The 14,430-nt window shown below is 36.0% G+C and carries 12 protein-coding genes; 4 read left to right on the forward strand and 8 right to left on the reverse strand.

Going from position 1 to position 14,430, the window contains the following annotated elements; genetic code table 11:
- Nucleotide 1 precedes the first annotated feature (1 nt).
- On the forward strand, nt 2-544 hold the full coding sequence (locus tag Q9Q97_RS01795) for a hypothetical protein (RefSeq protein WP_306153845.1): 543 nt from the start codon (nt 2-4) through the stop codon (nt 542-544).
- Nucleotides 545-614: 70 nt separating this feature from the next.
- Here the strand turns inward: Q9Q97_RS01795 and Q9Q97_RS01800 are convergent, their stop codons facing one another.
- From Q9Q97_RS01800 to Q9Q97_RS01815, 4 genes are all read right to left on the reverse strand, one after another.
- Nucleotides 615-845, reverse strand: a complete 231-nt coding sequence (locus tag Q9Q97_RS01800) for a ferredoxin (RefSeq protein WP_306153847.1) — start codon at nt 843-845, stop codon at nt 615-617.
- Complete coding sequence (locus tag Q9Q97_RS01805) at nt 845-2,086, reverse strand: peptidase U32 family protein (RefSeq protein ID WP_306153849.1); 1,242 nt, start codon at nt 2,084-2,086, stop codon at nt 845-847. The genes Q9Q97_RS01800 and Q9Q97_RS01805 overlap by 1 nt, the downstream gene beginning before the upstream one ends.
- Before the next feature lie 945 nt (nt 2,087-3,031).
- Complete coding sequence (tnpA, locus tag Q9Q97_RS01810) at nt 3,032-3,478, reverse strand: IS200/IS605 family transposase (protein ID WP_306153851.1); 447 nt, start codon at nt 3,476-3,478, stop codon at nt 3,032-3,034.
- Nucleotides 3,479-3,501: 23 nt separating this feature from the next.
- Nucleotides 3,502-4,860: a rhodanese-related sulfurtransferase gene (locus tag Q9Q97_RS01815; RefSeq protein ID WP_306153853.1), complete on the reverse strand. Its 1,359-nt coding sequence runs from the start codon at nt 4,858-4,860 to the stop codon at nt 3,502-3,504.
- Nucleotides 4,861-5,324: 464 nt separating this feature from the next.
- On the opposite strand from Q9Q97_RS01815, the gene Q9Q97_RS01820 reads away from it, so the two are divergent.
- Genes Q9Q97_RS01820 through Q9Q97_RS01830 form a run of 3 tightly spaced genes read left to right on the forward strand, consistent with a single transcriptional unit; the run spans nt 5,325 to nt 11,022 of the window.
- Complete coding sequence (locus Q9Q97_RS01820; RefSeq protein ID WP_306153855.1) at nt 5,325-6,470, forward strand: efflux RND transporter periplasmic adaptor subunit; 1,146 nt, start codon at nt 5,325-5,327, stop codon at nt 6,468-6,470.
- A gap of 18 nt (nt 6,471-6,488) precedes the next feature.
- On the forward strand, nt 6,489-9,662 hold the full coding sequence (locus Q9Q97_RS01825; protein WP_306153857.1) for an efflux RND transporter permease subunit: 3,174 nt from the start codon (nt 6,489-6,491) through the stop codon (nt 9,660-9,662).
- Nucleotides 9,655-11,022: an efflux transporter outer membrane subunit gene (locus Q9Q97_RS01830; protein ID WP_306153859.1), complete on the forward strand. Its 1,368-nt coding sequence runs from the start codon at nt 9,655-9,657 to the stop codon at nt 11,020-11,022. Before Q9Q97_RS01825 ends, Q9Q97_RS01830 begins: the two co-directional genes overlap by 8 nt.
- A gap of 169 nt (nt 11,023-11,191) precedes the next feature.
- Here Q9Q97_RS01830 and Q9Q97_RS01835 read toward each other — a convergent pair whose 3' ends face one another.
- From Q9Q97_RS01835 to Q9Q97_RS01850, 4 genes are all read right to left on the reverse strand, one after another.
- Nucleotides 11,192-11,602 carry a BrxA/BrxB family bacilliredoxin gene (locus Q9Q97_RS01835; protein ID WP_179003802.1) on the reverse strand — a complete coding sequence of 137 codons (411 nt, stop codon included), beginning with the start codon at nt 11,600-11,602 and terminating at the stop codon, nt 11,192-11,194.
- A 131-nt stretch (nt 11,603-11,733) separates the two neighbouring features.
- Nucleotides 11,734-12,174 carry a helix-turn-helix transcriptional regulator gene (locus Q9Q97_RS01840; protein WP_306153862.1) on the reverse strand — a complete coding sequence of 147 codons (441 nt, stop codon included), beginning with the start codon at nt 12,172-12,174 and terminating at the stop codon, nt 11,734-11,736.
- A gap of 210 nt (nt 12,175-12,384) precedes the next feature.
- Entirely contained in the window at nt 12,385-13,182 is a 798-nt protein-coding gene (locus Q9Q97_RS01845) for a M48 family metallopeptidase (RefSeq protein WP_306153864.1), read from the reverse strand.
- A gap of 11 nt (nt 13,183-13,193) precedes the next feature.
- Nucleotides 13,194-14,378: a lycopene cyclase family protein gene (locus Q9Q97_RS01850; RefSeq protein WP_306153866.1), complete on the reverse strand. Its 1,185-nt coding sequence runs from the start codon at nt 14,376-14,378 to the stop codon at nt 13,194-13,196.
- Nucleotides 14,379-14,430 lie beyond the last annotated feature (52 nt).

Genomic DNA, 14,430 nt, shown 5'->3' on the forward strand with positions numbered 1-14,430 from the left:
AATGAAAAAAATCTTAAATACCACTACTCTATTTTTACTATTAATCGCAGGAAGTTTGATTTCTACGTCTTGCACCAACCTTTCACCAGAAAAAACCTTTGAAGTAGCAGCTTTAAATTCGAATCTGTTATCGCGTTTTGGAAGTAAAGAAATCAATGAAAAACTGCAATCAGAAGCTATGGTTTATGATGAAACTCAAAAAAAGATGATTCCTTCTACGTACTATGATGCTTTCAAATATGATATCTCCAATTTAGAAACAAGATTTCAAACTATTAAAGATATCGCTGAAGATGATGACAACAAAGAGCTTCTTCAGGCATCAAAGGATTTATTCTCTTATGCTATTGCTAAACAAAAAGAAGGTTATTTGCCAATTGCTAAATTGAAAGATGAAAAAGCTTCTCCTGAACAAATACAAAAAGCAATTGCCGATTTTGATGCTTCAACTCAAAGCGAAATAGATGCAAAGTTCACCAAATTGATGACTGTGGCACAGGCTTATGTAGACAAGCATAATATTAATGCTAAAATTGGGATTTAAAGAATCACACGTTCTTGAAAAATCAAAAACCCTACTTTGCTACCATACAAAATAGGGTTTTCTTTTATTTCTAAGTTTCCTTAACCGTAATAATCTTAACTGGACAAGATTTTGCCGCCAGTTCACAACTTTCTACAATCGCATGATTTGGTGATTTTAAAGTAAAAAATCCTTTAGCATTCTGTGAATGAAGCAATACCGATTTTCCGTCTTTTTTTGACATTTGGAAATGTACAGGATCCATTTCGACGCAATAATTACAGCCAATGCATTTGTCTCTTTGTAAAGTGATGATAACCATTATGCGTCAACAATTTTATATAATTTGTCAGACATTCTAATTCTAAACGGCAATTTCAAACTGCAATCGTCTCCTTTTGTGGCTTTTTCTCCAGCAATGTCATTCACAAACATTTCGTCTATAATCATTTCCTGAGCTCCTGTACTTGGCCCCGTAACTAGAATCTTATCGCCAATTTTAATATCGTAAGCTTCAATTTTGAATTGCCCAACCTCAGCTTTTGGAAAATAATGCATTCCTTTCCCCACATAAACCTTTTTCTGAGTAGCCGCAGATCCTGGAATATCACTCCACTCGCCTAGTTCTTGCCCTAGATAATATCCTGACCAGAATCCGCGATTGTAAACGGTATCTAAAGCTTCCATCCAAACTGCAGTTTTTTCTTTTGAGAAAGTGCCTTCATAATACGCATCAATAGCTTCACGATAGGTTTTAGTAACTGTTGCCACATATTCTGGCGCGCGTCCGCGGCCTTCAATCTTTAAAACTTGAATTCCAGAATCGATTACCTGATCTAAGAAATCGAGAGTACATAAATCTTTTGGCGACATCATATATTCGTTATCCAATTCTATTTCAAAACCTGTTTCCTGATCGATAACGGTATATTTTTTTCGGCAATTTTGTTTGCACGCACCGCGATTGGCAGAGGAATTATGCGAATGTAGACTCAAATAACATTTTCCAGAAACGGCCATACATAAAGCGCCATGTCCAAAGATTTCAATTTCTACTAAATTTCCGTTTGGCCCTTTGATCTGTTCTTTTTCAATCTGTTCCGTAATTTTCTTTACTTGGCGTAAACTCAATTCACGGCTTAAAACCATTGTATCGGCAAACAAACTATAGAATCTAATAGTTTCAATATTGGTAATATTTAATTGAGTAGAAATATGCACTTCCATTGCAATAGACCTCGCCATCGCAATTACGGCTTGGTCAGAAGCAATTACAGCTGTAATATTGGCTTCTTTGGCTTTATTCAAAAGTGTTTTTACTACCGATAAATCATGATCGTAAATAATCGTGTTTAAAGTCAAATAGCTTCGAACATTTTTGGCTTCGCAACGATTCGCAATTTCTTTTAAATCTTCAATTGTAAAATTTACCGTCGAACGCGCACGCATGTTAAGCTGTTCAACTCCAAAATATACAGAATCACAGCCATTATCAAGTGCTGCTTGCAATGAGTCAAAGCTTCCTGCTGGAGCCATGAGTTCGATTTTGTTTGTTGTTGTCATTTTGATTTGTATTGTGTACCCAGGGTTGAAAGCTTGGGTTATGATTTTAGATTCTTTATCTTGATTTTTTAAACCAACATTAAAAAGCTGCAAAATAATGGGAATATAGATTGCATTTCTATGATTAAAATCATAGTCTATGTTTTAAAAATGTATTTGTAGTATAGATTTTCAAGACATAGCAACGGTTGAAATAATAGCTTTGTTTCTAAATTCTATTCCTATAAATTTTAATAACAGCTTTGCACATAGTTTTTCAAACATTGCCCACGGTTTCAATCGTGGGAGACGTATTGCTGCGTAACGTTGGGGATTTGCATTGCGTACCCACGGTTGAAACCGTGGGCTATGGTTTTTAGATTCTTTGTCCGCTTTTTTAATCCAACCTAAAATCCATTATGCTCCAACTCTTTACGCATAGCTTTTCAAACATTGCCCACGGTTTCAATCGTGGGAAACGTATTGCTTGCGAACCGTTGAGGATTTACATTGCATACCCACGGTTTCAATCGTGGGAAAGTAATGCTTACGCACCGTTGAGGATTTTCTTTGCGTACCCACGGTTGAAAGCGTGGGCAATGGTTTAGATTCTTTGTCCGTTTTTTTAATTCAATAAAAATTAATTATGCTCCAAATCTTTATATGTAGCTTTTCATAAATTGCCCACGGTTTCAATCGTGGGAAACGTATTGCTTTCGAACCGTTGGGGATTTTCTTTGAGTACCCGCGGTTGAAACCGTGGGCTATGGTTTTTAGATTCTTTGTCCGTTTTTTTTAATTCAATATAAAATTAATTATGCTCCAAATCTTTACGAATAGATTTTCAAACATTGCCCACGGTTTCAATCGTGGGAAACGTATTGCTTGCGAACCGTTGAGGATTTACATTGCGTACCCACGGTTGAAACCGTGGGCAATGTTTATTTAGATTGTGGTATTTTTTGTTTATGGATTGGTTTTATTCTCAAAACCATGCAGTTTTACAAACTCATCAAATTCATGTTGCCCATCTATTTTAAGATGGTGCTTTTTTTGATTTTTGATATAATTATAAACAACATCCAGCTGGGATTCGCTTACAGCAAATGCGGCATAACCGGTTTGCCAAGCAAATTTTTTAAGAATCAGATTTTCTCCATTTATAGAATGAGAAGAACCTCCTTTTACTCGACCAATGACATCTGCAATAGTCTTTTTCGGATTGAGTAAAAATAAAACATGCACATGATCTGGCATTCCGTTAATAATTCTAACAGGACAACCAAGGTCAATTAATTCACCTCGAATATAATCATGAACTCTTTTTTCAATCGAAAAATCAATTAATTCTTGGCGGTGTTTTGCGGCCCAAATGGCGTGCACCCATAACTTAGTAAAGGAATGTTGTGACATTGTAAATTAACGTTTAAAAAACGCTAATTTACAATTTTATACAATTTATCTGACAAACGAACACGAAAAGGAACTTCAAAAGTAACCTTATCGTCAATTTTAGCAGTAGTGGTCTCTGCTCCGTTTACAATGAATTTTTCTAAAATCATTTCCTGGTCTCCAGTTGTTGGTCCAGAAATTAAGATTTTATCTCCCACATTAAGTTCGTGGTTTTCTATAGTAAATTGTGCCACTTGCGCTTTCACATAATAATGTTCCGCTTTTCCAAGTAACACTTTTTTGATTTTTATTTTCTGACGAATATCAACTGGCTTTTGAGCTGTTGCCAAAGCAGTTTCTGGCAATTCACCTGAATGCTTGAATTTCAAGTTTTCAGATTTTCCTTTTCGGAACACTTTGTTTCCTACTTGTTTTCCTGTTCTTAATCGAACTTGGTCAACCAAAGGCATGTGGATAATTTCCAAACATTCTGTAGAACAGCAGTTTTCCATTGCCGCTTTACAGTCATCGCATTGAATGAACAATAAATGACAACCATCATTTTCACAATTTGTGTGATTGTCGCAAGGTTTTCCGCATTGGTGGCATTGCGAAATAATATCATCTGTAATTCTTTCGCCCAGACGATTATCAAATACGAAGTTTTTCCCAATGAATTTACTTTCTAAACCTTCTTCTTTCAGCTGTTTAGCGTAGTTAATAATTCCGCCTTCTAACTGGTAAACATTTTTAAAACCTTGATGCTTGAAGTATGCGCTCGCTTTTTCACAACGAATTCCTCCTGTACAATACATCACAAGGTTTTTATCTTCTTTATGATCTTTCAGCTGTTCGTTAATGATTGGCAAACTTTCTCTAAAAGTCTCAACATCTGGAGTAATAGCTCCTTTAAAATGTCCAACTTCACTTTCGTAGTGATTTCTAAAATCAACCACAATTGTATTTGGATCGTCAAGTATTTCATTGAATTCTTTGGCTTTTAAGTGAACGCCTATATTGGTAACATCAAAAGTATCATCATTTAAACCGTCGGCAACGATTTTGTGGCGCACTTTGATGGTCAATTTTAAAAAGGAATGATCGTCTTGTTCTACAGCAACATTCAATCGTATGCCTTTCATGAAATCATAAGCTTCAAGAGTTTCTCTAAAAGCTTCAAAATTTTCGGCAGGAACACTCATTTGAGCATTTATTCCTTCGCTGGCAACGTAAATTCTACCTAAAGCATCGAGTGCATTCCAGGCTAAGAATAAATCATTACGAAATTTTTGTGGATCTTGAATTTTGGCATACGCATAGAAAGACAACGTAAGTCGTTGTTTACCTGCATCATCGATCATGATGGCTCTTTCTTCTGCGCTTAAAGTGTTATACAGTTGCATGCTATAAACAGTTTTAAGTTAAGAATATATATGTTTTTTAGATTTTATTTAAAATCTGCGGCAAATTTAGGGTTTATTTTGAGATTAAAAATGATCTTGACCTAATTATCTGTTTTTTTTAACAAGTTTGGAATATCAGATTATAAAATTACTGGCCTTTTAAAATTCTCCTACTTCTTTATCTACAAATAGATTTGATTTAAAACATCAATTATGGAAGAAGCTAAATGTATATTCGCATCGAATAAATTATTCTTACAAAAACGCAGTTCATCATGATTAAATATCATTTCATCCCATTTTATATTACAAGCTGATATTCAGATAAATAAATTTTTAACTGAAATTAACAAAATATAGACAATATATATTCATATAATTAAAAAAACGCTAACTTAGCTATCGCACTTTACTGATTTTTAATTAGTTGTATTCAATAAATTTCACCTAAAAGAATTTTAACAATGAACAAAATCTACTCCTCAGCAATTTTACTAAGTTTTTTATTTTTTTCTTGCAAAAAAGAAACACCGCCTAGTCCCAAACCGTTAGAAATTTCAGTCACCTCGGTTTTACAGCAAGATGTAAAATTAGAATCTGAATATACTGGACAGACTTTTGGTCAATCGGATATACAGATTAACCCACGAGTTGATGGTACCATTGAAAGTATGAATTTCAAAGAAGGGAGTTTTGTTAAAAAAGGCCAGATACTTTACACCATCGACCCTTTACCATACAAGGCCAAACTTAATGAAGCGCAAGGAGGTGCAGCAGAATCGCAGGCACGTTTATCTAAAACCAAATCAGATTTGGACATGATCGCTCCCTTAGCCAAAATGAATGCAGTTAGCCAGCGTGAATTGATTTCGGCGAAAGCGGCTTATAATGCTTCGTTAGCACAAATTAAAGCTTCAGATGCTTCAGTTCAAAACGCAAAAATCGAACTGGGTTATTGTCAAATCATAGCGCCAATTTCAGGATTAATCGGCATATCTAAAGTCAGAGTCGGCGATTATGTAAGACCGGGACCAGCCTCTATTTTAAACACAATTTCGGATCTCGGAGATGTCAGGGTTCGATTCACCATAAGTGAACAGGAATTTTTACGTCTCTTTAGAGAATTTAATAAACCCAACTCTTCCTTAAAAGGTTCTGCTGCAACTGTTACTATAAAACTATCAGACGGTTCTCTCTATCCACAGACAGGAAAAATAAGTTTTGCAGACCGACAGATCGATCCTTCTACAGGTGCAATTACCTTTGAGGCCGCTTTTCCAAATCCAGATAAATTACTTCGTCCTGGCCAATATGTAAAAGTGGCACTGCTGACAGACGTTCGCAAAGAAGCTCTTGTAATTCCGCAACGCGCTGTCATAGAAGTTCAGGGTATTTATCAAGTTTATGTAGTAGGCAATGATAATAAAGTGCAAATGCAAATTGTAAAACCAGGTCCAGCCGTTAAAAACGGTTATATCATTGAGGAAGGTCTAAAACCTGGTGATAAGATAGCCATGGGAGGTACTTCTTTATTGAAAAACGGAAGTGTTATTACTCCTAAAATCGTTCAATGGCAATTGGGCAATCCTGAAACTGTAGCTACAAAGTAATCTAAATCACATACTATTATGGGAGAATTTTTCGTCCGAAGACCGATTGTTGCCATTGTAATTAGTATTATCATTGTGATACTTGGATTACTGGCACTGCAAAAAACACCTATTTCACAATATCCAGATATCAACCCGCCTGTTGTAAAAATTACTACTTCTTTTACAGGAGCAAATGCACTCAATGTAGAGCAAGCAGTTGCCACTCCTATTGAACAAAAGGTAAATGGTGTTGAGAACATGTTATACATGAAATCGGTAAATACATCTGATGGCGCTTGTACTATCGAAGTTACTTTTGATGTAGGAACCAATCTGGATAATGCCAATATGTTGACCCAAAACAGACAAAACCAGTCTGCTCCGTTTATGCCGTCAAGCGTAAAACAGCAAGGTGTCGTGGTAAAAAAATCTTTATCGTTCCCGATGATGCTATTTACAATTACATCTTCAAATCCGAAATATGATGCTAAGTTTTTAAATAACTATGCGAGCATTAATGTTGTGGACCAGCTGGCCCGTATAAAAGGAGTTGGCGAAGTAACTCTTTTTGGAGGAAGTGACTATGCCATGCGTATCTGGCTAAAAGCGGATATAATGAATAAACTCGGCGTAACTGTCGACGATGTAAAAAATGCGCTTAACGCACAGAATATGATTAGTCCGGGAGGAAAATTTGGAGCAGAACCGGCACCACCTAATACTGAATTCACTTACGGAGTAACGCTTCAAGATCGATTAGTCACCGAAAAAGAATTTGGAAATATTGTAGTTCGAAGTAAAGAAGATGGGGCTCAGGTTTTATTGGCCGATATTTCACGTATTGAATTGGGAACAGAAAATTACAGCTCAACCGCCAGAAGAAACAGCTCACCGAGTGCTGTTATGGCGTTGTATCAAATGCCTGGAAGTAACGCTCTTGATGTAGCCGAAACCGCCAAAGCCACTATGAAACAAATGTCTGAAAAGTTTCCGCAAGACATTGTATACCAAGAATCTTTAGATACAACACTTGCTATTACTGCTGGGGTCGATGATATTGTTCACACCCTTTTCGAAGCCATTTTATTAGTTATTTTAGTGGTTTTTATATTTCTTCAAAACTGGCGCGCTACATTAATTCCGTTAATTACCGTTCCAGTTTCGCTCATTGGAACCATAGCCGTTTTCCCGCTGTTAGGATTTTCAATCAATACCCTTTCTCTTTTAGGATTAGTATTGGCAATTGGAATTGTGGTCGATGATGCCATTGTGGTTGTAGAAGCCGTAATACATCATATCGAACATGGAAAAAATCCGAGAGAAGCAACTATTCAAGCTATGAAAGAAGTTTCTGGACCTGTAATTGCCATTGCTTTAATTTTATGTGCCGTTTTTATTCCTGTTGCCATGACACCCGGAATTACAGGACGTTTTTATCAGCAGTTTGCCATAACCATTGCCGTCTCGGTCGCCTTCTCGGCATTTAGTGCTTTATCTTTAAGTCCCGCGCTCTGTGCCATGCTCTTAAAACCCACAAAACCTCTTGACCAGCAAAAAGGATGGTTGGCCAAATTCTTTTCTGGCTTCAATAGAATTTTTGAAAAAGTAACCGGAAAATATATCGGCGGAGCAACATTCTTTGCAAAAAAAGCTATTCGCATTATTGTTTTACTCGCAGTTATATTAACCGCAGTTGTTCTTTTAGGCAAAAAAATTCCGTTAGGATTTATTCCAGAAGAAGACCAAGGCTATGTATTAGTAAATATCGCTCTGCCTCCTGCATCGTCCTTACAGCGTACCGATGAAATTTCTAGAAAAGTGGACAGTTTCCTTAAAGAAGAAAAATCTATTCTATCCTACACCACAATAAACGGATTTAGTATGCTTACTAACTCTTATCAGCCTAATAATGCTTTTGTTTTCATTTCTTTAAAACCTTGGGAAGAAAGAGCAGAAACGGCTAAGCAGTTTGTAGACCGATTCAATAAAAAACTGGCTACTCAAATTACAACTGCAACCTGCTTTTCATTTGGCCCGCCAGCGATTCAAGGATTGGGTGCGTCAGCTGGTTTTAGTTTAATGCTGCAAGACCGAGGAGGAAACACACCGCAATATTTAGCCGAACAAACACAGAACTTTATCGCAGCGGCACAGCAGCGCCCAGAAATAAAACGAATTTACACCACTTTTAATGCTGGAACTCCGCAAATTAAATTGGATATCGACAACGATAAAGCAATGAAATTAGGAATTCCAGTTTCTAAAGTCACCGAAGCGCTCGGAGCATTTTTGGGAGGAAGTTATGTAAATGATTTTAACCGTTTCGGACGCCAATACAAAGTTTATGTGCAAGGAGAAGCTGCTAATCGTGTTAGACCAGAAGATTTAAACTTGATTTATGTAAAAAATAATAACGGAGATATGCTTCCAGTATCTACTTTAGTTACGGCAACCAAAGTGTCCGGACCCGATTTTACAAATCGTTTAAACTTATTCCGATCTGCCGAAATTGGAGGAAGTCCAAACGATGGCTATAGTAGTGCACAAGCTTTAACAGCATTAGAAGAAGTGGCCAAACAGACCTTGCCTGCAGATATGAGTTACGATTATATCAACCTTTCCTATCAAGAAAAACATTCCCCTGGCGGATCATCCGTTTTTGTTATGGCATTGGTTTTTGTATTCTTAATCCTAGCCGCACAATACGAAAGCTGGAAATTACCCTTTAGTGTACTTCTCGGAGCGCCATTCGCTGTATTTGGAGCTCTTTTAGGACTTTTTCTAGCGCGATTTGGAAGTGATGCTTATGTCAATAACGTTTTTGCGCAAATCGGATTCGTTCTTCTTATCGGATTAGTGGCTAAAAATGCTATTCTTATTGTTGAATTTGCCAAGGAAGAATATGAGAGAGGAAAACCTCTTTACGAATCGGCGATGTATGCTGCAAAACTTCGCTTCCGTCCGATTTTGATGACTGCTTTTGCTTTCATTCTTGGAGTTGTTCCGCTACTAACCGCTACAGGTGCAGGATCTCAAGCGCGTATTGTAATGGGAATGGCAGTATTTAGCGGTATGTTAATCGCCACAGTATTAGGTGTATTAATTGTACCTGGTCTATTTGTTATGATTGAAAACATCGGGAAGAAGAAAGATGAAACAATCGCAGCATCAGAAAATAATGTAGAACCAAACACTACAGACCATGAGTAAGAAATATAAAATAATCGTTATTGTATTGGTTCTTTCCTTATTTCCCGCAGGATGTATGGTTGGACCAAAATACAAAAGACCTGAACAGCTGAAATCAGATTCTTATATAAACGAAAGAAATTTAGACAGTCTCGCTTCGGTAACCAATGTAAAATGGTTTGATTTATTTAATGATGATGTATTAAAAGATCTTATACGAAAAGGCCTCGAGAATAATTATGATCTTAAAATTGCCGTTTCACGAATTGATCAGCTTCGTGCTGAGTTAGGCTATACAAAAGCAGATTTATTTCCTTCTGTCCAATATGGCGCCACAATCAACAGCAATGAGAAATATATCAGTCCTTCTACGGCAACCGCCAGCATGTCTTGGGAACTTGATTTCTGGGGAAAATTTCGCCATGAAAATAATGCTGTTAAAAATGAACTTCTTGCAACCGAAGAAGCCCGTAAAGTAGTCCTGTCTGAAATCGTTGCTAATATTGCGACTGCCTATTTTCAAATGCGAAATTTAGATGATCAGCTGGAAATAACCAAACAGACACTCGAAACCAGAGAAAGCTACTATAAAATTATAAGCGAGAGATTTGAGAAGGGTTACATTTCTGAAGTTGACAAAGTACAGATTGAACAGCAGGTTGCCATTGCCGAAGCCGCAATTCCTAACATTCAAAGACAAATAACCTATCAAGAAAACACAATTGCATTGCTTACTGGTCAGCTTCCATCTCAAATTCCGAGAGGAAAAAGCAATACCGAATTGCAGATTGTCAGCCAAATTCCTTTATCGATTCCTTCTGCTCTTTTAGAAAACAGACCCGATGTAAAAGCTGCCGAATTAAGATATGCTGCGGCAAATGAAAGAATTGGAGTTGCTCAAGCCATGCGTTTTCCTTCTATTAACCTAGCCGCCATTGCTGGATTTGCAAGTGCCGATGTGAGCAATCTGTTTAAAGGAGGCTCTTATATTCAAAACGCTTCTGGCGGAATCGCAGGACCTATTTTTGCATTCGGAAAAAACAAAAGAAGAGTTGAAATCAACAGACAGCTTGCTGAACAAGATAAATTAAGTTATCAAAAAACATACATCACCGCAGTAGGCGAAGTAGAACAGTCCATTCAAAATATTAAAACCTATAAGGAAGAATGGAAAGCACGCAACAGACAAGTTCAAGCTGCTTTAATCAATTTTAAACTATCTCGCGAAAGATATGACAGTGGTTATGTTTCTTACTTAGAAGTTTTAGACGTAGAAACCAATCTTTTTAATGCCCAATTAAGTCTAGCGCAATTATCTGAAAGACAACTAAGTTCGATGGTTGAGCTGTATAAAGCACTGGGCGGGGGATGGAATCTCTAAGGTCCTGAGGTTCTGAGCTACTAAGGTTCTAAGCTTTCTTCTCATTATTGTAATAAAAAAAGCACCTTTTAGGTGCTTTTTTTATTCTTTGTAACTATGTCGCTTTGAATCTTTGTCCCTAAAAAACTTAGTACCTTAGTACCTCAGCACCTTAGAAGCTTAAAAAAAATTAACAAAACTCGTTGAACGCGTCTTGTAAATTCTCAGCGATTAATTCAGCTGGACGTCCTTCAATATGGTGACGCTCTAACATGTGAACCAATTCTCCGTTTTTGAACAAAGCCATAGATGGCGATGATGGAGGAAAAGGAAACATGTGCTGTCTTGCAGCATCTACAGCTTCTTTGTCAACACCTGCAAAAACAGTAATTAAATGATCTGGTTTTTTAGCGCCTTCTAAACTCATTTTTGCTCCCGGACGTGCATTTCTAGCAGCGCACCCGCAAACAGAGTTTACAACAACTAAAGTGGTACCTTCAGCTTTGATAGCATTCTCAACAGCTTCAGCACTATGTAAATCTTGAAAACCAGCAGCTGTTAATTCAGCCTCCATTGGTTTTACCATGTCTAGTGGATACATATTTTATGTTTTTAAATTTTACTTTTGATTTGCAAAGTTACAAAGATTACTCGCAACTAGTTAATTTGAGGTATAAAGTTTTGTTATAGTTTGATAAGAAATTTTATATCGAATGAATTATTTCTCAGTAATCAAATTTCAGCCATATCCAAAGTTTCCAGTTTTGATTTTTTATGGGTAAACTGATAATTATACTGCTTCAAATAACTGTTTCTGTTTCTCACCTTATGTTTGGTTGTTAAAACCGTTTCTTTATTTTCTTCAGAAATTTCAATTGTTGAAAGATAATGGGTCAAATACTTCTTAAGTATCTCTATACTATTAATATCAACCGAATAAATTACTTTTTTGCCGACGTTTTTTATACTAACCAAATTTGCTTTTTTCAATTCCAATAAATGTTTTGAAATTGTAGATTGTGCCAGCGGAATTAAATCGACAATTTCGCCACATGTTCTTTTATCTCGTTTCCAGAGAAGTGTCATAATCTGGACTCTAGTAGGATGACCAAGAGCTTTGCAGATATCGCCAACTACTTCAGTTTCCTCATCAAATTTTAGAAGCTTGCTCATTCTTATTCATTTACAAATTCATCATCGTTAATCGTCTATCATAATAGACAAATCATGTCTTTTGACAGTGCACAAATCTAAATGTTGCGTAAATCTATAAGTACCCCTAAAAGTCGTTAGAATAAAAAAATAAGGTGTTTTTTTTATTCAGCTTATCAATAATAAACCCCATAACTTGGGCTATCAACTATTTTTGACGATGATAAAATTCTATTTGCCAAATTTCTTTTGATACGGATACGTTTCATAAACCGTATTATCTTCATTTATAGAAAATCCTTTTGCCGCATCTGCCCTTGCAATTTCAACCAAGGCAATAGCTTCTTCTCTCGGTTTTCCTTGTTTAAGCCAGCAAACGGCTTTATAATATTTAGCATCTGAGAATTCTGGATATATTTTTAATGCTTTATCAAAAATAGCAATTGCCTCATCCCATTTTTTAAGTTCATACTTTGCGATTCCCTGATAAAAATAAGCCGTCGGATGTTCCAATTGCTGCCTGTTTTTATAAATGTCGTTCACATAATCATCCAGAAGCTTTTCTGCTTTTTCATATTCATTTAACTGAAGATAACAGAGTGCCTTATAAAAATTAAAAGAATGATCCATAACGTAACTATTACCATACAATTTTATAGCTTCATCAAAATCAACAATAGCGTCTTTGTAATTATGTGAAAAAATGCATTTCATAAAAGCGCGATAAGGAAGCCATCTTGCTTTGTCATAAAGTACTGCCTTGTCCAAAAATGGCATTCCGACTTCATACTTTTTGCATTTAAAATACGGCATCGCTTTTTGCTGCCATAAGTAAGCAACAGTACTATCCTTCTGCAAACCTTGATCCAGGCAAGCCTGCCATTCGCTCATTTCTATAATGTAATTATGTTTTTCGGCACAATTAGTCAAAAATTCTTTCACAATTGCATCGTGCGCTTTGTTGGTTGAAACTTGTCCGAACAAAAAGATTGTAAAAAAGAAACTGAATAGTAAAGTAATTTTTTTCAATGGTTACGTTTTTAGTTAGATTTATTTGAAAGAAAAATCACTCTAAATAACGCTTTAATAAATGGAATTTTGGGACACTTTAAAATAACTTTAACATCTTCAAAAAAAGTGGTGTCTTCGTCTAAAAACTTAAAAATCAGTTTCGGATTTCCTGTTTTGAATAAGGAAGAGAAAATCGAACTTCCCAATTCGTTATTTCGATGAAGAATATCCAAAAGGAGCAAATCGTAAAACCAAAATCTTGATTTTTTATGAAACAATGTCATACTGAGCGGAGTCGAAGTATCATTCTGAAGAAACTGAATCAATTCAGAAGATTTTTTATCTGAATTTTTAAAAGTATAGCCCGTACTCGCTTTTGTCCACCCTCCTGCCGTACCTATATTCAGAACACGTTTGGTATTCTTTTCCCAAAAAGGATAACAAGTCATCGGTATGCTTCCCTCCTCTTTTTCGAGAATTTCGTAGTTTCCAGCACCTAATTTCGTCAGATAGCTTTCAATCTCATTTTCATATTCTTCTTTTTTAAGAAGCTTTTCCGAAAACAAAGTATATTCTACCAAAGCTTCTGTTTTAGAAATGGGCAAAACATACATAAATCTTGTATTTCCCCTTTGCTCTACCGAAAAATCCATGAAGGTCACTTGTTCCGGATTGAAAACTTCATTTTCCGTTTTCACAAACCAGCCCACAAAATGCTGCTGTAAAACAGGATATTTGTTTTGCCTTTCGGCGAAAGCTTTAGTGTAAATACTATTGAAAAGATAATGACAAGTGTATCTATTTTCTTCTGTTCCGACGAAAACATGTGTTTCCAGTTCATTAATGTCGGTTACTTTTTCGTTTAAGAAAGTAATATTCTGATGTTTCGAAATTTCATCAAAAACAAAATTGTAGAAATCTAAACCGTGAATTTGATTGTATTGATACGGCTTCAACGCCAAATCACGATTAAAATCGGCATTGGCAAAAAGTGCAGAATCCCATTTTTTAGAAACAATCGAATTCCAAGCACTTTCTTCTTTTTCCCAAAAACACCAAGTTCTGTCATTGGTTTTCTTTGCATCTTTATCCAGAAATAAAATAGATTTATCTGCGAATTTTCCAGACAAAATCATTTTATAAACCGTCATCAGAGATGCGAGTCCAGTTCCTGTAAAAATGTAATCGAAATGTGGGATTTGCGAAGAATTCATTCTCAAAAATAAGAAAATTTATTCTTTCTCTATTCTATATTAAAATTCAAAA

This window comes from Flavobacterium sp. DG2-3, from assembly GCF_030730925.1.
Lineage (GTDB): Bacteria > Bacteroidota > Bacteroidia > Flavobacteriales > Flavobacteriaceae > Flavobacterium.